The sequence below is a fragment of the Niallia sp. FSL R7-0271 genome (assembly GCF_038005785.1).
GTDB lineage: Bacteria > Bacillota > Bacilli > Bacillales > Cytobacillaceae > Niallia.
Genome location: NZ_JBBOTZ010000001.1, coordinates 2,431,506 through 2,452,523 on the forward strand (window position 1 = coordinate 2,431,506; position 21,018 = coordinate 2,452,523).

21 protein-coding genes are annotated in these 21,018 nt (G+C 40.4%); 4 read left to right on the plus strand and 17 right to left on the minus strand.

What is annotated here, in order from left to right; translation table 11 throughout:
• Positions 1–4 precede the first annotated feature (4 nt).
• Positions 5–2,251 carry a DEAD/DEAH box helicase gene (locus tag MKX82_RS12440; protein ID WP_233314723.1) on the minus strand — a complete coding sequence of 749 codons (2,247 nt, stop codon included), beginning with the start codon at positions 2,249–2,251 and terminating at the stop codon, positions 5–7.
• 221 nt (positions 2,252–2,472) lie between these two features.
• On the minus strand, positions 2,473–3,267 hold the full coding sequence (locus MKX82_RS12445) for an alpha/beta fold hydrolase (RefSeq protein WP_341077527.1): 795 nt from the start codon (positions 3,265–3,267) through the stop codon (positions 2,473–2,475).
• A 170-nt stretch (positions 3,268–3,437) separates the two neighbouring features.
• Here MKX82_RS12445 and MKX82_RS12450 point away from each other — a divergent pair, with 170 nt between their 5' ends.
• Both MKX82_RS12450 and MKX82_RS12455 read left to right on the plus strand, forming a co-directional pair.
• Positions 3,438–3,917, plus strand: coding sequence for an Hsp20/alpha crystallin family protein (locus MKX82_RS12450; RefSeq protein WP_233313397.1), 480 nt, complete (start codon positions 3,438–3,440; stop codon positions 3,915–3,917).
• Positions 3,918–4,033: 116 nt separating this feature from the next.
• Entirely contained in the window at positions 4,034–4,186 is a 153-nt protein-coding gene (locus MKX82_RS12455; RefSeq protein ID WP_233313396.1) for a YpzG family protein, read from the plus strand.
• 59 nt (positions 4,187–4,245) lie between these two features.
• Here MKX82_RS12455 and MKX82_RS12460 read toward each other — a convergent pair whose 3' ends face one another.
• The 4 genes from MKX82_RS12460 to MKX82_RS12475 all read right to left on the minus strand — a co-directional run bounded on the left by MKX82_RS12460 (position 4,246) and on the right by MKX82_RS12475 (position 6,739).
• Entirely contained in the window at positions 4,246–4,773 is a 528-nt protein-coding gene (locus MKX82_RS12460; RefSeq protein ID WP_233313395.1) for a YppG family protein, read from the minus strand.
• A gap of 167 nt (positions 4,774–4,940) precedes the next feature.
• Positions 4,941–5,297: a YppE family protein gene (locus MKX82_RS12465; RefSeq protein WP_233313394.1), complete on the minus strand. Its 357-nt coding sequence runs from the start codon at positions 5,295–5,297 to the stop codon at positions 4,941–4,943.
• 50 nt (positions 5,298–5,347) lie between these two features.
• Positions 5,348–5,608: a hypothetical protein gene (locus MKX82_RS12470; protein WP_341077533.1), complete on the minus strand. Its 261-nt coding sequence runs from the start codon at positions 5,606–5,608 to the stop codon at positions 5,348–5,350.
• Between the two features lie 147 nt (positions 5,609–5,755).
• Positions 5,756–6,739 carry a DUF2515 family protein gene (locus MKX82_RS12475; protein WP_341077536.1) on the minus strand — a complete coding sequence of 328 codons (984 nt, stop codon included), beginning with the start codon at positions 6,737–6,739 and terminating at the stop codon, positions 5,756–5,758.
• A 92-nt stretch (positions 6,740–6,831) separates the two neighbouring features.
• Between MKX82_RS12475 and recU the strand changes: the two genes are divergently transcribed.
• Positions 6,832–7,437, plus strand: a complete 606-nt coding sequence (gene recU / locus MKX82_RS12480) for a Holliday junction resolvase RecU (protein ID WP_233313391.1) — start codon at positions 6,832–6,834, stop codon at positions 7,435–7,437.
• Positions 7,438–7,484: 47 nt separating this feature from the next.
• Positions 7,485–10,214 (plus strand): PBP1A family penicillin-binding protein, encoded by a 2,730-nt coding sequence (locus tag MKX82_RS12485; protein ID WP_341077538.1) that lies wholly within the window; start codon positions 7,485–7,487, stop codon positions 10,212–10,214.
• A gap of 37 nt (positions 10,215–10,251) precedes the next feature.
• Here MKX82_RS12485 and MKX82_RS12490 read toward each other — a convergent pair whose 3' ends face one another.
• The 11 genes from MKX82_RS12490 to panB all read right to left on the minus strand — a co-directional run bounded on the left by MKX82_RS12490 (position 10,252) and on the right by panB (position 21,001).
• Positions 10,252–10,554: a YpoC family protein gene (locus MKX82_RS12490; RefSeq protein ID WP_341077541.1), complete on the minus strand. Its 303-nt coding sequence runs from the start codon at positions 10,552–10,554 to the stop codon at positions 10,252–10,254.
• Positions 10,497–10,763, minus strand: a complete 267-nt coding sequence (locus MKX82_RS12495; protein ID WP_341077543.1) for a hypothetical protein — start codon at positions 10,761–10,763, stop codon at positions 10,497–10,499. Before MKX82_RS12495 ends, MKX82_RS12490 begins: the two co-directional genes overlap by 58 nt.
• Positions 10,760–11,419 (minus strand): endonuclease III, encoded by a 660-nt coding sequence (gene nth / locus MKX82_RS12500; protein ID WP_237941649.1) that lies wholly within the window; start codon positions 11,417–11,419, stop codon positions 10,760–10,762. Before nth ends, MKX82_RS12495 begins: the two co-directional genes overlap by 4 nt.
• A 149-nt stretch (positions 11,420–11,568) precedes the next feature.
• Positions 11,569–12,267 (minus strand): DnaD domain-containing protein, encoded by a 699-nt coding sequence (locus MKX82_RS12505; protein WP_237941650.1) that lies wholly within the window; start codon positions 12,265–12,267, stop codon positions 11,569–11,571.
• Between the two features lie 157 nt (positions 12,268–12,424).
• The gene (gene asnS, locus MKX82_RS12510) at positions 12,425–13,717 is read right to left on the minus strand and encodes an asparagine--tRNA ligase (RefSeq protein WP_233314722.1); all 1,293 of its coding nucleotides are present in this window, start codon (positions 13,715–13,717) and stop codon (positions 12,425–12,427) included.
• A gap of 285 nt (positions 13,718–14,002) precedes the next feature.
• The gene (locus MKX82_RS12515; RefSeq protein ID WP_233313386.1) at positions 14,003–15,205 is read right to left on the minus strand and encodes a pyridoxal phosphate-dependent aminotransferase; all 1,203 of its coding nucleotides are present in this window, start codon (positions 15,203–15,205) and stop codon (positions 14,003–14,005) included.
• Between the two features lie 120 nt (positions 15,206–15,325).
• Complete coding sequence (locus MKX82_RS12520) at positions 15,326–15,799, minus strand: cell wall elongation regulator TseB-like domain-containing protein (RefSeq protein ID WP_233313385.1); 474 nt, start codon at positions 15,797–15,799, stop codon at positions 15,326–15,328.
• A gap of 119 nt (positions 15,800–15,918) precedes the next feature.
• Positions 15,919–18,702 carry an ATP-dependent DNA helicase DinG gene (dinG, locus tag MKX82_RS12525; RefSeq protein ID WP_341077550.1) on the minus strand — a complete coding sequence of 928 codons (2,784 nt, stop codon included), beginning with the start codon at positions 18,700–18,702 and terminating at the stop codon, positions 15,919–15,921.
• Positions 18,703–18,910: 208 nt separating this feature from the next.
• A complete protein-coding gene (panD, locus tag MKX82_RS12530) occupies positions 18,911–19,294 on the minus strand; it encodes an aspartate 1-decarboxylase (protein ID WP_233313383.1) in 384 nt (127 codons plus the stop codon).
• A 31-nt stretch (positions 19,295–19,325) separates the two neighbouring features.
• Positions 19,326–20,171, minus strand: a complete 846-nt coding sequence (panC, locus tag MKX82_RS12535) for a pantoate--beta-alanine ligase (RefSeq protein WP_237941654.1) — start codon at positions 20,169–20,171, stop codon at positions 19,326–19,328.
• Entirely contained in the window at positions 20,168–21,001 is an 834-nt protein-coding gene (gene panB / locus MKX82_RS12540) for a 3-methyl-2-oxobutanoate hydroxymethyltransferase (RefSeq protein WP_233313381.1), read from the minus strand. Before panB ends, panC begins: the two co-directional genes overlap by 4 nt.
• Positions 21,002–21,018: the final 17 nt, after the last annotated feature.

The following is a 21,018-nucleotide window of genomic DNA, read 5'->3' on the forward strand; positions in this document are numbered from 1 at the left end:
CAGATTAAAACAAATCGAGAATCCTGATGCTGTTTTCCTTTGCAGCAATCCCTTCTATTTCTGTTCCAATACAAGCCGGACAGCCGTCTTTGCAAGGGCATCTTTGAATTAAGTTTTTCGCTGCGGCCTTTACTTGGTCAAAACGCTTATAAACATCTTCTGCAAGCCCGATTCCGCCAGGATAGTGATCATAAAGAAAAATGGTCGGCAATCCTGTATGATTTGCTTTTATTTGAGAAACAACATGGATATCATTTCGGTCACACATAACATGGACTGGAACAACATGCTGAAGCACATTGGAGATTCCTAACAACACTTGCTCTAATGTCTTCTCACCAAGATTTTCATCAATTTCTTTCAACTCAAGCCAAGCGGCACTTGTATGAAGCTCTTCCTCTGGCAGATGAATCGGTCCTGAGCCGATATTTTCAAATGTTGTCAACCGGATTTTCTTAAAGATAGAAGGAAGGATATTAATGGAAACATCACCATAATGGATAGCTGTCTTCTTTCTCGTTTCGGTTTTATCAATTTCCAACACCTTTAGCTGAACGGCTAAATTAGCATCTGTATAGTATTCGACGTCCACTTCGCGGACATATGCCTTTTTATGCTCCCAATCGAGCTTTTCAACTTGAAATTGAACACCTTCATGAAGATATATTGCCTCATCATGCAATAAGGTCATGGCACTAAACCGATCCATTTCGCCAATAATCTTATGACTGGCAGTCTCAGACTGATCAATTATGACGACATTCTCTTGAGAAGCAGAACGCAAACTGATATTTCCCGCTGGAAATGACTGATTTGCCCAGTAAAAAGCATCACCATTTTGATGTATTACTCGTTCTTCTACTAAATATTCCAAAATATCTTTCACATCAAGCGGCCCGAATTCTTCATTGTCTTTGAAGGGCAACTCATAAGCTGCACATTTTAAATGGTCCACTAAAATGATTAGATTCTCTGGATTGATTCGTGCTGACTCTGGTGATCTGTCAAAAAAGTATTCTGGATTTTGAACAATATACTGATCAATCGGCGTTGAGCTGGCAACCATTAATATTAAGGCCTCGCCATGTCTTCTGCCAGCACGTCCTGCCTGCTGCCATGTGCTGGCAACACTGCCTGGGTATCCGGTCATGATGCAAACCTGCAGCTGTCCGATATCAACGCCCAGCTCGAGTGCATTCGTACTTACTACCCCTAAAATCTCACCGTTTCTTAAACCTCTCTCAATTTCACGGCGCTGTTTCGGAAGATAGCCTCCCCGATACCCTCTAATGGACCTTGATCCGATTTTGTCTTTAACAAGCTCCTGAATATGACTCAATATAATTTCGACCCTAACCCTGCTGCGTGCGAACACGATTGTTTGAATTTTATTCTTTAAAAACTTTCTTGCCAGCTGATTGACTTCGACTGTGGCGCTTTTGCGAATATTCAACGGTTTATTTACAATCGGCGGATTGTAAAAAACAAAGTGCTTTCTTCCGCGCGGTGCTCCGTTATTGTCAATGAGACGCATAGGATTGCCTGTTAACTGCTCAGCGAGTTCCTTTGGATTTGCTATCGTTGCAGATGTGCAAATAAAAATAGGATCACTGCCGTAAAATTTACAAATTCGTTTAAGCCGGCGAATAACATTGGCAACATGACTGCCAAACACGCCTCTATATGTATGAAGTTCATCTATAACCACATACTTAAGGTTTTCAAATAAGCTGACCCACTTTGTATGATGAGGCAAGATTGCAGAGTGAAGCATATCAGGATTTGTTATTACAATATGGCCGGCTTTCCTGACAGCCTGACGTATGCTTGGTGATGTATCGCCATCATACGTATAGCTTTTAATATCAATGCCCATCTCCTCAATTATCTCATTTAATTCGCTCTTTTGGTCCTGTGCTAACGCCTTAGTCGGAAAGATGTAAAGAGCACGGTTTGCGTCATTTTCAGCAATTGATTGGAGAACAGGAAGATTGTAGCATAATGTTTTCCCTGAGGCTGTCGGTGTTACAGCCACAATATTCTCTCCTTTTTTTAAGGTTACATATGCTGAGTATTGGTGGCTGTAGAGCTCGCCAATCCCTCTTTTTTGCAGGGCAAGTTTAATTCTATGATCAACACTGTCAGGCATTGGCCGCACGGAAGCTTCCTTGGGCTCAATCTCCTGCCAGTTAATAATGTTTTCATTCTTCTTTAGTTCCTCTATTAATTCAGAAAGGGATTTTTTCCTTATCATGAGTCTTCATTCACCTCTTGTACATAATATACCGAATAAACGTTTGGTTTTCCAGCATATAAATGCAAAGAAAAAGGGCCTGACGTAAGTTAGGCCCTGCTTCTTGTTACGGTCTTATGAATGATAATCCTTAACATAGTATGACGTTTATGCATTTATACAATTTTTCTTTCAAGCGAATCTTTTTCAATCTATCCAGAAATTACCTAAAGAGTAAATTAGCTTGTACTGCTATCAATAAAATCGGTCAAGAGTGAATGCAGTTCTTCTGGATTTTCCAACATGCCCATATGGCCTGCATCTAGTACTTTTACTGTTACATGTGGTGCAGAGGAACGAACAGCACGGTCAGCTGGAACCACCTTATCAAATTTCCCTTGTACGAGTAAAAACCTGAAAGACTGCTGGTCGATGACAGCATTGCGATCTGGACGTTTTCTCATTGCTGCTAATGTTTCCATTGCTGCAAGAGGATCTGTTTTATAGCCGATTTCTTTCACTTCCAAAACTTCCTCTTTGTTTACGAGTTTATAATCTGCTGCAAACAGGTTCGGAATAAGACCGTCGATAAACGCATGTATTCCTAAGTCCTGAATCTTTTCAATCGCTTTAAGCCTGCCTGCTTTGCCCTCATCTGTATCCGGATAAGCAGTGGAATGAATCAGGCCATAGCTTTTAAGTCTATTGGGATAATTTTCAGCAAAAGCCAATGTAACATATCCGCCGAGGGAGTGGCCGAATAAATGGACAGTGTCAATTTCAAGGGTATCTAGAAGCACTTGAACATCACGGGCTAAGTCCTCCATTTCGAATGCTTCGCCGTCAAAGCTTGATTTGCCATGACCGCGTAAATCCATGGCGATTACATGATATTTACTTGAAAGTGGCGCCATCATTTTTTTCCAATATTCTGTACTTCCGCAAAAGCCGTGAAGCAGGACAACTGTTTGTTGATTGCCTCTGCCTTGCTCCACAAAGTTAAGCTCACGGTTATCTATCGTTATTGTTCCCATAACTGTTAACTCCTTTTTTAAACGTCTTACGTATATTTTAAGCTATTTTTCCGGTATTTAAAAACATGTATTTTAAGATTTGCCAACCTTTCGTCTAGATAGTTAAGCACCCACAAATGTTTGATGCATAAACTATTCACAAAAACCTATATAAAGGAGGATGTGCTAGCATGTCATCACAATTCCCTTTTGAACCGAGAAAAAACAATCCTGAAAAGCAAGAGCCGTTTCAGTTAATAAAAAAATCCATGAATCAATTTTTCCAAGAAAGACCTGTTAAGAATTTCCTGCAGTCAATGGATGAATTCTTTAGCAATCCCTTTCCCAATATGTCCTTCCCCGTTTCTGTCAACGAAACAGCAGATGAACATATAATAAAAGCGGAGCTTGCAGGTATTAATAAAGAGCAAATTCATCTTGATGTATTTGATTATCGTTTAACAATCAGTGTCACCCATTTAGAATTAGTGCAAGAGGAGAATGAAAACCAGCAACTCGTTCATAAAAGCCAAACTTACAAAAAAAGCTCCCGAACAATCGCTCTTCCCTATATTATTGATGAAAAGAAAGTGAAAGCTTCCTATCAGAACGGTCTTTTAACAATACGAGTCAAAAAACAAAAAGGTAAAAAAATAAATATCCTTTCATAATAGATAACTGTTTTAGAGTAAAAATTTGAATTAGACGCATACTAAAGAATGTTCCATAAAGGATCATTCCTTTTTGGGCATTCCTTTTTCTTTAAATCCTGCTAAGAGGTGATTTGATGAGTTACAAAGATAATTTGGATCCTCATTCTGAGCTATTTCATCATAATTGGACTAGACCTAAACGTTCCAAGTCGCAAGTAAACGGGCATACGGAAATGTCTAGGAATAATCTTATCCTACGTCGAAATGCAAAAGCTAATCGCTGGTAAGGTGAAAAGAAAAAGCAAAAACTTGCTGCTATCTGCAGCAAGTTTTTTTTCACAGATGACTATACTTTAAATATTCCTCCAACACCTTTGACAACTCCTGTTACTTGGTTCATGGCGTTCATCATCATTCCAGCTGTATCTAGCATCTTATTGAAGTCTAAGGACCCGTCCTGTGATTTAAATGAGTTCATAAAGCCTTTGAAATTGCCTTGTTTTTTCTGGTTAAACGATTGTTTCGGATATGGATTCATATACTGCTGGTGCATGCTTTGCTGCATCATCGGCTGATACATTTCTTCTTGCTGGTGAAGCGGGTTTTGAAACACATTTTGGGTATTTGGCTTATAAGCATTTTGCGGATGAAAATAGCTTTGCTCATAACCGCCAAAAGCTTGATGCTGCTGGTTCACATCATTACCGTAATACCCTGGATAATGCTGATTCATCATTGGGTTCCATCCTTGATTCATATATGGATTAAATGTACGGTCAAACGTTTGGACGTTTTGGGGGTGAGAAGCATAGCCGTTCATATAAGCACGCCCACTGTTTGTTAAATGTCCATGCATATTTATGTTTTGATGCATATATATCCCCTCCTATTCATGCAGCCCTCTTTTATCTTATGTATAAAATGCCTAGATGGTGCCTAACTGCTAAAAGGGAAAAGGAAGCAAAAAAAAATAATGCTCCTTATTTTGAGGCTGGTTTTATACAGCTTCATAAACGGCAGAAACATTATGGTTATCTTTTTTTACAGTCTGTCTAAAACAGTCTGTAAAATAAATTGCACTGATTTTGCTGAATCTAAAAATCTTTTTTTACTCGTCTCCTTGAAAAAGGCTTGTATCGAGATAACCTCCAGATGATCAGAAGCTGTGCTTATTTGGCTTGGATGCAGATAAAGGGGTTTTTCTGTTTTCACCCACTCTTCAGCAAGATCCTTCCATTCGGCATTCCATTCTGCCACTTTATTGGCATATGGTCTGACAACCTCGTAAAAATCTTCGCTTTCTCCTGTCGATTTTACTTTTTGAAAGATGTCAACCAAGTAATTAGCACTTTCTTGTAATTCTTCTGTAAGCTCTTTTAAACGCTGAAAATTTGTCATAGCTGCACTCCAATATAACGTAAAACATGTTTTTCTTTATTTTAGTGAATTTATGATCCTAGTTCAAGTTTTAATGAAAGGCTGCTCATATACGGTTGGTGTTGATTATAATCTGATTCGTTTTGAGAAGATATGCATCTGTCTTCAAAGGAGGCCAACGCTCCTTCCAAGCGGTCGAGCGTTTGTTCATGCAGCATGATGTCGTTAGTCAAGGCAGTATTCCTATCCTGTAATAACTGGTCGAGTTCTACTAAGTCTTCCTGTATTCCTTCCAGTAAATTCATCAATTCCTCTTTATTATAAACAGACATCTAATCCCCTCCATGCTTATTGTGTATACTGATTTCTCTGTTTCCCTGTTAAGTCCTGCATGCCTGACAAAACTAGAAGGGATTCGTCAAAGAAAGCGGGAATTCTCCAATCGACCTTCTTCATTTCGACAGCAAAGCTTCTCTAGTTTAAAAAATGCCAGCAAGAAAAGTTTCTAGCTTTATCATCCTGTGAAGCTTTTCCTGTTTTCTTTTGTACCACTCTGTCATAGGCGCTAGTTCCACTTGCACACTGTCTTTTTTCCATTTGGCCTTCACTCTTGTATGGATACTCCAATCATTGCCGCTCGTTTCCTTTTGTATAAAAACAGGATAGCTCGTCCTAAGCATGGGCGTGTTTTTGCGGTGCCGAGGGTAAACATATTTTTCATAATCAGCCCGTGAACCTGTATGTGGTATATTTAGTGCAAATTGCAGAAAAGACTCATTTAGCCTTGTATTAAACAAAATGGCATATAATTCTTTGCCAAGCTGAATGCGGCGATCCAATGAGCTGAATGATGAGACACTCCTTCCATATATGTCTCCATTAAGTGTTGGGAAAAACACGGAACTGAAATGCCAGAAATCTTGAAACCTATAGGCGAATGTATGAAAAACCTCTTTTTGGAACAGCTTATTTTTAATGATTGGTTTTTCAATGACATTCTGTTCATTGATGATCAGGCTGAAGACAAGCCTTTTTTTATTCCGATACTGCCAATAATGCTGCCATTCCTTTTCCATAAAAGTGGAAACAGAAAAATATTTAAGTAAATGAAACATTGGCGCTCTTCTTTTCGTCGAATACTCATAGAGAAGCAGCTGTGGGTATGCATCTTGAAAAATCATCCAGTTTGCCCGTTCATACGTAGCAAATAAATTGAGGCGAGTTTTCTCGTTTAAAGACAAGGGAAACCAGCTTCCAGCCAAGTCGCACATATTCCAGCCTGCATTCCTTGACACGAGGCTTGCAAGGAGTGACCATTGGATTTCTTTATTCATGGTATAATATTCGAGATAACTGTCTGTTCTCGTAATATTATCTAAGTTATTTTTTTCTGTTAAACAGCGTATGTCTTTTATTAGCTCCTTCTCTTCAGTTGATAAGAAATGCTCATTTATACCTACCACAAAAGACACCTCTTTTTCAGAAATTATGTTATATTGTTTGTTGTTATCATGAAGTTATTCTTTCTTAGGGTTAAAAGCTGCGAGGTGAAAATGTGAAACTTCATTATCCAAACGGAAAAAAGTATATACCTAAATTAAAAACGAACAGCTCCGCCAGCAAAAAGCACAGCTACAGCAACCGGGGCATGACACTTGAAGAAGATATCAACATAACAAACCAATACTACTTAGAACTGGGCAAAGCAGTCATCCACAAAAAGCCAACTCCATTACAAATCGTAAAGGTTGACTACCCGAAAAGAAGCGCGGCAGTCATAAAAGAGGCTTACTTTAAACAGGCATCTACAACAGACTATAATGGGGTATATAAAGGCAAATACATTGATTTTGAGGCTAAGGAAACAAAGCACGGGACCTCTTTTCCCCTGAATAACTTCCATGACCACCAAATCAAACATATGCGGTCTGTTTGTGACCAAAATGGAATCTGTTTTGTAATTATTCGATTTTCTTCATCAGATGAGATATTCTATTTAGAGGCAGAAAAGCTCTTCATTTATTGGGATAGAATGCTAGATGGAGGAAGAAAGTCCATAACGAAGGAAGAGCTAATAAACACTGCCCATCCGATAGCACTTGGCTTTCAGGCGAGGATTGACTATATTAGAGTAATAGATTATCTTTATAGCTTCGATTAAGCGATATCTTTGTTGTTTGTTTTTGGAAAAGAAAGGTAGGAACTAGTATGACAGATAAATACCAAACGAGAGAGGAGCGGCGCAGGCAGCTCCAATCGGCGAATACTAAAAAAACGAAGGAGAAAAAGCCTAAAGATAAAAAGCAAAAGAACAAAAAAGGCGCCAAGCAGATCTTTAAACGGATTTTCCTTGTGCTGATCAGCCTTGGTATAGTCGGCATTATTGCAGGCGGCATCACATTTGCTGTCATGGTGAAGGATGCTCCGGAGCTTGATGAAAGCGTCTTAAAGGACTCCATCTCTTCAACTATCTATGACAAGGATGATAACCCTATTGAGAAGATTGGGGCTGTTAACAGAGATTATGTCCAATATGAAGATATCCCAGACCTTGTGAAAAATGCGGTTATCGCAACAGAAGACTCCCGATTCTTTGAGCATCATGGAATTGATCCAATCCGTTTAGGCGGTGCGGTTATCGCGAACTTCACCAACGGTTTTGGTTCAGAAGGTGCAAGTACAATCACACAGCAGGTTGTAAAGAACTTCTTCTTCAACCAGCCGCAAAAAACGCTGTCGCGAAAAGCGCAGGAAGCATGGCTTGCCATTCAGCTTGAACGCAAGTATACAAAGCAGGAAATCTTCGAAATGTATGTAAACAAGATTTTCATGTCTGAGAATATGAGCGGAATTAAAACTGCGGCAAAGGTATATTTTGACAAAGAACTAGATGAGCTGACATTGCCAGAAGCAGCGACGCTTGCCGGAATGCCACAGGCACCGAACGCTTATAATCCGTTCAAAAACCCGGACCGTGCTGAACAGCGCCGCAATATCGTCTTGTCGCTGATGAACCAGCATGGATATATATCAGAAGCGGAAATGAAAGAAGCTCAGGCAACACCGCTTGCAGACTCTCTTGTAGCGGAAGATAACAGAGAAACGTCTGATATGAAATACGATCCATACATTAAGCAAGTCATTGCTGAAATTGAAGAAAAATACCCAGATGTCAATGTATATACAGACGGATTGGAAATTCATACAACTTTAGATACGAAAGCTCAAGATTATGTAGATCAGGTGATGTATGAAGGCAATATCGTTGAATTCCCGGATGAGGAGTTCCAAGCAGGGATTACATTGCTTGATACGAAAACAGGCGGCATTCTCGCACTTGGCGGCGACCGTGATCCTGATGTGAAGCTCGGCTTCAACTATGCAACAGAAAATCCGCGTCAGCCTGGTTCGACTATTAAACCGATCCTAGACTATGGTCCAGCAATAGAATATTTAAAATGGGGCACATATGAAACGATTGAGGATAAACCGACAACGTATAATGATGCTGCCAAAACACCAATCAATAACTTTGATAATAAGTTTCTTGGTTCAATGTCCATCCGTGAGGCGTTGGCAAGATCCAGAAACATCCCGGCATTAGAAGCATTCCGTGCAGCTGGTGCTGATAATGCGAAAGAGTTTGCCAACAACTTGGGTATCCCTCTTAAGAACGCATATGAATCCTATTCAATTGGAGGAATCGGCGGGGAAGATAAAGGGATTACCACACTTCAGCTTGCAGGTGCATACAGTGCATTTGGTAATGAAGGTGTATACAATACCCCTCATGCTGTTCGCTACTTTAAGCTGAATGATGGCACGAAAATCAATATGGAGCCAGAATCTGAAGTGGCCATGCAGGATTACACAGCGTTTATGATTACAGATATGCTGAAAAGTGTTGTTAACTCAGCATATGGCACAGGATCTACTGCTAATATTCCAGGCTTGCCGCTGGCAGGAAAAACCGGTACGACAAACTATTCATCTGATGAGATGCAAAAATATGGAATTCCGGCCGGTGCGTCACCTGATGCCTGGTTCGCAGGATATACAACGAATTACACGATGGCCGTCTGGACTGGATACGCTGAGAGGAAAAATTACTTGCGCTCCAATACTGTCAGCAATGACCAGCGGATTGCCCAGCTGCTATTTAAAAACATCATGCAATATATTTCGCAGGATGTAGAAACAGCTGATTTCAAAATGCCTGACAGCGTGGAAAAAGTCAGCATCGAAAAAGGCACATATCCAGCACGACTTGCGAGCAGCTACACGCCAAGCAGTCAAATCATGACTGAATATGCGGTCAAAGGCAATATCGTCCAGAAAGTATCTGAGAAATACAATAAGCTTGATCCAGCTAAAAATGCTAAAGCTTCCTATGATAAAGACAATGATCAAGTAAATGTGTCTTGGAGCTACGGTGATACAAGTGATGTGAAGTTTGATGTAAGTGTCAGCATTAACGGCGGCGCTTCTGAACAGCTTACAACAACATCTGATACGAGCATTAAGATTGCCAAACCAGATCCTGACAGCACGTATTCATTCACCATTACAGCTAAGAGCGGTGACATGACAAGCGACGCTGTATCAGCATCGGTCAAAATTCCTGCCAAGGTGGAAGAACAGCCTGCAGAGGAAGAAAATGAAACAGTTGACGATGGCCAAACGACCGATGATGAAAATACAGGTGAAGAGGAAACCGACAACAGCAACAATGAAAATGGCAATAACGGTAATGGTAATGGTAATGGTAACAACAATAATAATGGCAACGGTAATGGTAACAACGGCAATAACTCAGATGAGGAAGCAGATGAAAACGAACCTGACGAAAACGAGCCTGATGAGAATGAGGCGGATGAGTCCACACAGACAGATGATTCTTCTGCAGACCAATCAGAGCAAAGCGCCACAACGCCATAATAAAAAAATCGTTCTCCTTTTGAAGGGGAACGATTTTTTATTTGCGTTTAATCATTTTTATCGCAAACTGTTTTTCCAGTTCTTTAAACAGCTCATCCAGCTGGCGGTAGGAATGGTAGCCTCCAGGTCTTGATAAAATAAAGGTAAGCCTCTCTTCTGCATTAAAGGGCTTAACCGACAGCTCGTTTGCAATAAGGCCCTTTTGCAGATGAACAGGACTGTCATTCGTCCAGTACAAACATTCAAGGAAAAGACGGACCCCTGTTTTGACTGTACGTACGGTTACGTCCTTATCTTTTTTTGAATCGCAGCCTCTATCTCTGTCCTTTTTTCTTTCCAAAGATTAAAAATGGCTGTTATACAAGCTTTTTGCTCGTCAGGATGCCATGGGTAAAGAGTGTTCAGCCCGTGGTAATAAGCTGCCTCATGCATAAAAGGCCGATTTACTTGAAAGCTTTCCGTATCATACACCTCTAGCTTCCCTTCTTTCGGATCAAGAGCAATATGCTTAATTTCCGCAGGAATATCCACTATAACGAGACTTGTCATACAAGGACACCGGCCTTTTTCATTCTTTTTTTGCCTTCTCTGCATTCTGTCAGCAGCGGACAAGCCTCACATTGAGGATTTTGGGCTTTACAATGGTATCTGCCGAAGAATATCATGCGATGATGAGTGACTGACCATTCTTCTTCTGGCACCTTTTTCATCAGCGCTTTCTCTACCTCAAGAACAGAGTCCTTCCAGCGGCAAAAACCAAGCCTTTTACTTACCCTTTCCACATGTGTATCAACAGCAATTGCCGGAATATTATAGGCAACAGACACAACAACATTTGCGGTCTTTCTTCCTACCCCAGGAAGATTAATTAATTCATCCCTGTCTTTCGGCACTTCGCCATTATAGTTCTCCAGTAGCATTTGGCACAGCTTTTGAATATTTTTCGCCTTGTTTCGAAATAGGCCAATAGACCGAATATCATTTTGAAGCTCTTCTAACGGAACACTCAAATAATCTTCTGGCGTTTTATATTTCTGAAACAAGTTTTTCGTAACCTTATTAACTAGTGCATCCGTACATTGTGCAGATAAAGCAACTGCAATGACTAATTCAAACGGATTTGCATGGACAAGCTCGCAATGTGCTTCTGGGAACATTTCGCCCATCACATCAAGACAATGTCTAATCTGATCTTTTTTCAACATGTTCTTCAGCCCTTTTTGCTAGTTTTCGCCAAAGAGATGCTCTTTGGCTCACATGATTTTTCCATTTAATAGTTTGATAGTTCACACAAGAAAAGACTGTCATTCTTATTTTCCTTAAAGAAAAGAGAATTTTAACAGTCTCTAAAATGTTACTGTTCCAGCCAATTGTAAAAGGGAACAGACTTTGTTGGTGCTTCTTCCTGCTCCTTGTTGCTGTTTTGAAAAGAACGGAACTTCTTTCCGTGGCTTTTGGCCTGCTGTATTGTCTTAATACCGTTTTTCTTCCACTCAAATAATATTCGGTCAATATAGCGGAAGTTCAGTTTCCCAGAAATAACAGCCTCTTTTAAGGCAGCTTTAATGATGACTGTATCATGGTGATCATCGTCAATCCACATACCTAAAGTCTCAATTTCAAACGGCGAAAGCGGTCTGCCGAACTCTTGTTCAAAGCATGTGTAAAGATCTGTTTCTTTTTTCTGATCGAGCACTGCTTCTTCTTTTTTATCTGCAGCCAAATATTCATCAATCAGCTTTTCCCAAAGCGGTTCTACAGAATAACGCTCAAAGCGGATGCCATGATCATTTTCGCCGTCCATAATAGCGATATATCCTCGGCGAATAAGCTGACTTAGCAGTTCATGACATTCCACTGCATCAATAGACATATTTGCTGCAATTTCTGTCGGAGTCGGAAATTCATTTCCTTTATCTAAAAAAGCAAGAACTTGAAGCAAAAGAACTAGTTCCTTTTCATTAAGTTTAAGTGCATGATAATGGGTTAGAAGTGTGGTTGGAATATGGATGTTTCCTTCTTGGAGCCATTTTAGCATAACTGATTTATTCATTGTAACACCTCTAATCTAGTATAGCATACAAAAGGGTACTGCTTGTATCGTGGATATACAGGCAATTGAAGGAAACACAAGTGTCCTTCTAAAAAAACGAAAGGGAGAATGCATGGATCATCTCTAATCGATGCATTCTTCCCTTTTATGTTTATTATTATGGGTACAAACGGTTTAACAATCTTGGGAACGGAATCGTTTCACGGACATGTTCTACACCGCTAATCCATGCTACTGTTCTTTCTAACCCTAAACCAAAACCGGAATGTGGCACAGAACCGTATTTACGAAGCTCTAAATACCATTTATATGTTTCTGCATCCAAGTTATGTTCCTGAACACGTTTTTCAAGCAAGTCCATATCATGAATACGCTCAGAGCCGCCGATAATCTCACCATAGCCTTCAGGTGCAATCAAGTCAGCACATAAAACAACATCGTCCCTGTTAGGGTCTGGCTGCATGTAGAATGGTTTTAGTGATGTTGGGTAATGCGTAATGAAAACAGGCTTATCGTAAGTTTCAGCAATTGCTGTTTCATGAGGTGCCCCAAAGTCATCTCCCCATTGAATATCATCAAAGCCTTTTTCATGCAATAATTTAATTGCATCATCATAGCTGATTCTTGGGAATGGCGCTTTAATTTGTTCAAGCTTGGACACATCTCTTCCCAATGTTTTCAATTCAAGCTGGCAATTTGCCAAAACAGATTGAACGATAAAGGAGACATATTCCTCTTGAACAACTAAGTTGTCTTCGAACTCATAAAAAGCCATTTCCGGCTCGATCATCCAAAACTCAATTAAATGACGGCGTGTTTTAGATTTTTCTGCGCGGAATGTCGGGCCAAATGAGAATACTTTTCCTAATGCCATTGCTGCTGCTTCCATATACAGCTGTCCGCTTTGAGAAAGGTAAGCATCTTCATCGAAATATTTAGTTGCAAATAATTCTGTTGTACCTTCTGGAGCACTGCCTGTCAAAATTGGCGGATCGACTTTCGAGAAGCCATTTTCGTTAAAGAATTGATAGGTCGCACGGATGATTTCATTTCTGATTTTCATAACAGCGTGCTGACGTTTTGAACGAAGCCATAAATGGCGGTTGTCCATTAAGAACTCTGTTCCGTGCTCTTTTGGTGTAATCGGGTAATCTACAGATGTATGGATTACCTCAACGCCAGTAACAAGAAGCTCATAACCGAATGGTGAGCGCTCATCCTTTTGTACCTTTCCAGTAACATAAACAGATGATTCCTGTGTTACAGACTTCGCAGCTTGGAAAACTTCTTCAGCCACATCACTTTTCACCACTACACCTTGCACAAAACCTGTGCCGTCACGCAGCTGTAAAAAGGCGATTTTGCCGCTTGAACGCTTATTAGCAATCCAAGCACCTAGTTTTACTTCTTTATCAACATGTTTCGGTAATTCAGCTATAGTTGATTTAATCACAATATACTCCTCCAAAAACGATAAAATCAAAATGATATGTAATAGCAAACCCAAGGGTTAAATTAAAGCTAAAGCATGAGCATGCTTTAGGAATTTCCGTTAAAAATGCAACATTTCTTTACAAATGCCGAGTCATTTTTACATAGTTTTACTTGCTATCTATCATAACATTATACCCTTCTTGACAATCACAATCAACATAATCGCTGAAAGGATTATTTTGCAGAAAATTCTGTTCGCAGTACAAAAAAAGCGGCAGGTCCAGCCTGCCGCTTCATCGTTTTATACCGTTTCTTTTGCTGCTTTGCTTTCAACAAAGCGATGAATTCTATCCACAGCCTTCTCAAGCAATTCCAATGATGTTGCATAAGATAAGCGAATATAGTTATCAGCACCAAACCCTGATCCTGGGATAACTGCTACTAGCGCTTCTTCCAGCAAAGCAGTTGCGAACTTATCTGCATCTGCGTATCCAGTAAGCTCGACCGCTTTCTCAATATTAGGGAATAAGTAGAATGCGCCATTCGGCTTCAGACAAGTAATCCCAGGGATATCATTCAGTTTCTTATGGATGATATCAAGCCTTTCGCTAAATGCAGCTTTCATCTCTTCCAGAGAGTCTTGCGGCCCCTCATATGCTTCAATCGTTGCATATTGGGAAGGAGTTGTTGGATTGGAAGTGCTGTGGCTCGCAAGGTTTGTCATAGCGGAAATAATTGCTTTATTCCCTGCTGCATAGCCGATGCGCCAGCCTGTCATGCTGTGGGATTTTGACACACCATTGATGACAATAGTCGCTTCCTTCAGCTCTGGAGAAAGAGAAGCAATGGAAACATGCTCATTATCTCCGTATACCAATTTTTCATATATTTCATCTGAAATAATCAGAATATTATGCTCTAGACAAATCTCTCCAAGGGCAAGCAATTCTTCTTTCGAATAAATCATGCCTGTCGGATTGCTTGGCGAATTTATAATCACTGCTTTTGTTCTTGGTGTAATAGCTGATTTCAGCTGTTCAGGAGTAATCTTGAACTCGTTCTCCTCCACTCCATTTACAAAAACCGGCACACCATCAGCAAGCTTTACTTGTTCCGGATAGCTTACCCAATAAGGAATAGGAATGATTACTTCATCCCCTTCATCTAGCAGCACTTGAAATAATGTGTATAAGCCGTGTTTTGCTCCGTTCGTAACAATGATTTGATTAGGCTCATAGCTTAGGCCTTGGTCTCTTTGCAGCTTGTTGATAATCGCTTTTTTCAAAAGCGGCAGGCCAGCTGCCGGCGTGTATTTTGTGTGACCTTCATTCATGCTTTTCACAGCTGCATCGATGATATTTTGAGGAGTGTTGAAATCAGGTTCGCCTGCTCCCAATCCGATGACATCATGTCCCTCTTCCTTCAAGGATTTCGCTTTTGCCGTAATCGCAAGAGTCGTTGATGGGGTTAAAGCACTTACTCTTTTTGCTAATTGAACATTCATTGTTTTTCTCCTCCAAATACCATTCTTTAAAAAATTCAGATATATTCCTGCGAAGCTCTCTGTTAAGAGAGCCCTTTTTTTAGCTTAATGGCGTAATGCTTGCTAAAATTTTGTACACTTCTAAATATTTTCAATATTTCTATGCAATTCTCCTGTTTCATAATCAAAATAAAAATAATTGATTAAATCATCATCTGTGTGGGCGTACACTTCCCAAACAGGAAGACCTTCAAGCATGCCAAGACGGACTGTATCAATGGATGAAAGCTCCCTCTCCGATGATAGTTTATTAATGACTTGCTGTTTTGTCAGCCCATCTTTTTTATTTTTGACCGTCACCGCATGGCTTTTTTCTTCAATCCACACAACGATATCTTCCTTATCCTTATTTTTTCCTTCTACTACGTAGTAACTGTCATTGCCGTTATAGAGAGAAAAATTATCCATGCTGACAAGGCCTGCTTCTTCTTTTGCTATTTTTTCTGCGGTCTCACGAGCCTTGGATACTGGCTGATGAGCTGTTGTATATGTATAGATGACAATTCCGAGTACAACAACTGCCAGGCCGACAAAAGACCAAATCCACTTTTTCATTTCATCACTTCTTTATTTATGTTTTTTATTTTTCATAGAGGCCGGAGTCTTAGCTCCAGCCTCTAGTATAAAGACTGCTTGGATATTTCGTCTATTATTTTAACACAATACAGTATCCATTAAATCCATTCCTTGATAAAAAATTCAATTTCATCTAACTTCTTTCTGATTACGGGCACTTTGGGAATGGACTCTAAAAAGAGCTCTCCATAAGTGGTTGTTATGATTCTTCTGTCCAGGATTACAATAAACCCTTTATCTGTTTCGGTCCTAATCAGCCTGCCGAATCCTTGCTTAAATCTTAAGACTGCTTCTGGTAAGCTGTTTTCCAAAAACGGATTGCCGCCCATAGACTTAATACGTTCATTCTTGGCTTCATTCAACGGCTCATCTGGAGAGGAGAACGGAAGTCTTACAATAATTAAACAGGTCAGATCCTCTCCCGGAATATCAATTCCTTCCCAGAAGCTGTTCGTGCCAAGCAAAATCGCCTTGTCATAGCGCTGAAAATTCCTCGTCAGCCTCATTCTGCTGCCAGTTGTAATTCCTTGAGCCAATATCGCATAATCTGGCAGGCTTCCTCTTGCTTTAATCATTTCATACGTCTTCTTCAGCATCTCATTGGACGTAAATAAAATCAGCATCCGCCCGCTTGTAGCTTCTGCAATGGAAATGATATGTCCTGTTACTGCCTCGATATATTCATCAAGCGGCACATTATTTATATCTGGAACCTCATCTGGTACAATCAGTCTGACTTGCTTATCATACTCAAACGGAGAAGGAATCTGCTTCTCCAAATGCTTAATACTGGAAAGCCCGAGTCCGTTTGCATAGTATTCAAAATGGTTGTTAACCGTCAATGTCGCAGAAGCAAACACGACACTTTTCTTCCGAGCAAAAAGGGTCTGCTGAAGTATTTCCGCTACAGAATGAGGCTGGGCGTAGAGAATAGCCTGATTCGGAAAGTTTTTCCAGTCGACTTCAAGCCAAGCAATGCTGTCTTCCTCCCGTAAAAAAATATGGCGCAGTGTCAGCATGTATTTATCCCATTCATCCATAATTGCCTTTATTCTGTCTGCAGCCATTACTTGGTCTGCACTAAGGGGAGCTGCATCATGTGTGCTGTATAGAGCGTCCACTAATTGTATAATCGCATCTTTACAATCCTTCAGCAAAAAGATGAACCGCTCTGCAACAATCTCTACTTGCTGCCACTGAATGGAATCGTCTCTTTTGATGCGGATGCTCGCTTTAGGGCTGTTCGATTTGCCGCCAGTTTTTTTCGCATAGCGGAAGATAGTTCTAAACAGCTCCTCTAGTTCAAGCGGCAAATCGGAAAGCAGTCTGTTCAGCTTCTTTTTATCTGTGTACTCCAAATTCTTCTCTTTTGAATACAGCTTGTAAAAGAGCTGCTTCTGCTCATATGTTCCTATCGATTGAATGCTCATTTTTGTGCCGAAATAAGAGAATTGATGGCCAAAATGTTTCGTGGCATTCTTTTCAAAGTGATGGCCTTCATCAATGACCGCATATTCATAATTCGGAAGCAGCCCTTTGTCTCCAGACAAGTCTTGTAACAACAGCGCATGGTTTGTAATGATAATATCCGCTTTTTGCGCTGCATTTCTTGTCCGCCGATAAAAATCCTTCGGTGCCCATTCTTTAGAAAAAGACAGAGAAAAATTACCGTCATTTTTAATTTTATGCCAGTATTTCATACCGCCGCTTGACAGGTTCAGTTCATCCTTATCTCCTGTTTTCGTTTCTGTAAGCCAGATCAGGATTTGCATTTTTGTTAAAATCACATCGTAATTGTCATCCTGCTCTTTAAGGGAAACCTCAAATTTATCTAAACTGATATAATGATTGCGTCCTTTTAGCACCGTATATCCAACAGCAAATGGAAGAATTTCCGCTAAGAGCGGCAAGTCCTTGCGGGTAAGCTGTTCCTGCAACTGTGTAGTAAAAGTGCTAACAACGATTTGTTTGTTTTCTTTTTTCGCAAAAAATGCAGCTGCTATTAAATAAGCAAGTGATTTACCCACACCTGTTCCAGCCTCAATTAAACCGTGAAGATCTGTTTGAAAACAGTGAAGAACATCTGTGATCATTTCCTGCTGCCCTAATCTTGTAACATAGTTAGGCAGCACTTGCGTCATCCTGTTTTCTACTTCATTCCTGTCAAAATCTATGTATTCTTGCTTGCTCTTTGCTGACTTATCCTTTTCATCTGATCGAAGTGCCAATCCTCTGTACAGCTCCAGCCCTTCTCGAATATAGGGCAGCTTACTCTCCTTTTGAATAGCGATATTGTCTAGCAGCTGATCAAGATCGCTTTTTAACGCGCCGCTTAAACCCTCTAATTGTCTAATTGTTGCTAGCGGCAAGCCTTGTATCTTATTCAGCATAATTAATAGAAGCTCTGCCGTTACATAGGCGTCACTATCCGCTTGATGCGGACGATTATGTTCAATATTTTCTTGAATGGCCAAATCTGTCAGCTTATAGCTGTCTGCTGTCGGAAACAGGATTCTAGCCATTTCCACTGTATCAATAATCGGACCATAAAATGCTTCAAACCCAGCCTGCTCTAATTCATCCGATAAAAAAGTCAAATCAAACATGACATTATGTGCAACAAAATAGGCTTCCTTTAATAAGGACTGCACCTTTTCAGCTATTTCTTCAAATAACGGGGCAGCTTCGACCATTTCGTCATTAATGCCTGTAAGTTCCTCTATAAATGGTGAAATCGGCTGCAGAGGATTCAACAGGGAGGAATACTCCTCTACTATTTTCCCATCCTCGATCACGACTGCCGCGAACTGAATGATCCGATCTCCTTTTTTAGGTGAATTCCCATTTGTCTCCAAATCGACCACCACATATTTATTCCCCATTGCATCCACCTCTAACTTTCAGTCATTCAAACGGTATCATAAAATGGAGAAAAGGAAAAGAATTTACTTCATTATAATTGCCCGTTTAGCCGTTGGATTTTGCTGCAATGCACTAAGACGATGGCAGCAAAAAAGGCCTTTTGTTCCTCTTCTCGCGCATTACTAGCTTTTACATAATGCAAGAATTATAACAAAAAGCCTTTTAAGTTTAAATAATTGTCTTTTCCGGTTCCTGTCTCAACAATTCAACAATTCGGTTGTTCTCGCCCATAATCGCGACCTTCGGCTTATGGCTGTGAGCTTGTTCATCGCTCATTAACGCATAAGAAATAATTATTACCGTGTCCCCAACTTGCACCAATCTTGCTGCGGCTCCGTTCAAGCATATTGTTCCGCTCCCTCTTTGTCCGGGAATGATATATGTTTCCAAACGTGCGCCATTATTATTATTAACAATCTGCACCTTTTCGTTTGCAAGCATACCGACCGCATCCATTATATCCTCATCTATTGTGATGCTTCCAACATAGTTCAAATTAGCTTCCGTGACAGTCGCTCTATGAATTTTTCCATTCATCATCGTTCGAAACATGTGTTTTGCTCCTTTTGCCCTATTTTTCTGTTTATAAATCAAAGATGATATTATCGATTAATCTGGCACTTGGGAAACGGACGGCTATTGCGATAATGAAAGTTCCCTCCCATACAGATGGTGCCTCGAGTTCAGGATAGGTGAGAATTTCCAAATAATCGACTTTCCCGCTCGTCTCTTTTTCAATGCGTTCCTGCAATTTGATGACTAACGGTTTTAGATGATGATTCCCTTTAATCAGTTCTTCTCTTGCGATTGAAAGAGTCTGATAAAGAATGCCTGCTTCTTTTCTTTCCACAGGAGAAAGCTTCACATTTCGTGAGCTTTTCGCCAATCCATCCTCTTCTCTGACTGTTTGAACAGCATGCAGCTTAACTGGAAAATGAAAATCTTCAATAAGTCCGGCAACGACAGCGACTTGCTGGGCATCCTTTTTGCCGAAATAGACATTATCAGGCTGAATTAACTGAAACAGCTTTGTTAAAACAGTCGCAACACCGTCAAAGTGTCCTGGCCTGCTGCTGCCGCACAGTATATCTGCCCTTTTTTGGACATGGACAGTAACGGAAGGTGTGTGTGGATACATCTCTTCTGTCGTTGGAAGAAATAAATAATCAACCCCTTCTTCTTCAGCTGCCTTCTTATCCTGTTCAATCGCTCTTGGATAAGAATCCAAGTCTTCATTCGGTCCGAATTGAAGCGGATTAACAAACACGCTCAAAACAACCACTTCATTATCATCTCTTGCTTCTTGAAGGAGGGCACGATGACCTTCATGCAAATAGCCCATCGTCGGCACAAATCCAATTGTTTTTTGTTGTTTTTTTAATTGCAGTGCCAATTGCTGCATCTCTGTTTTTGAATGAATAACTTTCATCGTTTCCCTCCATACAGTCCTTCTAATACGTCTTCGTTCATCGTATAGCTGTGCTTTGTTTCCGGGAATGCCGAAGCTTTCACTTCTTTCACATATTGCTGAAGCGCATGAAGAATCGGTTCATCTACATTTGTGTACTGCTTGACGAATTTAGCGACTCTGTCCACTCCATATGAAATGATGTCATGATAAACGAGCACTTGCCCGTCTGTATCTCGACCAGCTCCAATTCCGATAACTGGAATCGTCAACCTTTCTGCTGCTTCCTTCGCCAGCTGCATGGGGATACATTCTAAAACGATGGAAAAAGCCCCAGCTTCCTCGCATTTTTTTACATCCTCAAGCAGTTGCATAGCATCTTCCATGCTTTTCCCTTGCACTTTATAACCGCCTAATACACCTACAGACTGAGGTGTTAACCCAAGATGGGCCATCACAGGAATACCGGCATTTGTGAGTAAACGTATTTTGTCGATCACATCATTTGCTCCTTCGATCTTGACGGCATTTGCTCCTGTTTCCTGAATCAGTCTTGTGGCATTAATTAATGTGTCACGGTCTGACAAATGATAGCTCATAAACGGCATATCAATCACGATAAATGTATCTTTAGCTCCCCGTCTCACTGCTTTGCCATGGTGAATCATATCCTCCATTGTCACAGAAACAGTAGATTCATAACCGAGGACTACCATTCCGACAGAATCACCGACTAGCAGCATATCAGCACCTGCCTTGGCCGCCTGCTTGGCAGATGGATAATCATAGGCTGTTACCATGCTGATTTTTTCGGCATTTTTCATTTTGATAAAATCACTTGTTGTTTTCAATACTTTTCCTCCTTTTT